The organism is Pseudomonas sp. Bc-h (assembly GCF_002080045.1).
Taxonomy (GTDB): domain Bacteria; phylum Pseudomonadota; class Gammaproteobacteria; order Pseudomonadales; family Pseudomonadaceae; genus Aquipseudomonas.
The window spans coordinates 1-306 of sequence record NZ_MUIN01000070.1; the positions used below are offsets into that span (position 1 = coordinate 1).

The window sequence follows — 306 nt, forward strand, 5'->3', positions numbered from 1 at the left end:
CAACAGTCGCGATGAACGGCGTGACGGGCTGTTCGGCGCGGGCTGGAGCGTGGGCTTTGAGGTCGGTGTGCGCATCGAGCCGCACCCGGACGGTGGCGAGCGGCTGACCTATGTCGATGAGCAGGCGCGCTCGATCGATCTGGGGGTCATTTCGCTGGGCGGTGCGGCGTTCAGTGCCGGTGAAGGACTGGTGGTGCGCCGTCATGAGAGCGGCTGGCTGCTGATCGAGAGTGAGGATGGGGTGTATCGGTTGTTCGAGCCGCCGTTGGCAGACTCGTCTTTTCTGCGCCTGAATCAGTTGGGCGA

At 64.7% G+C, this 306-nt stretch carries 1 protein-coding gene; it reads left to right on the forward strand.

Going from position 1 to position 306, the window contains the following annotated elements; all coding sequences use genetic code 11:
• Window positions 1-306: DUF6531 domain-containing protein (locus tag BWR59_RS31830; protein ID WP_143491022.1), on the forward strand; the 306-nt coding region annotated here is incomplete at both ends.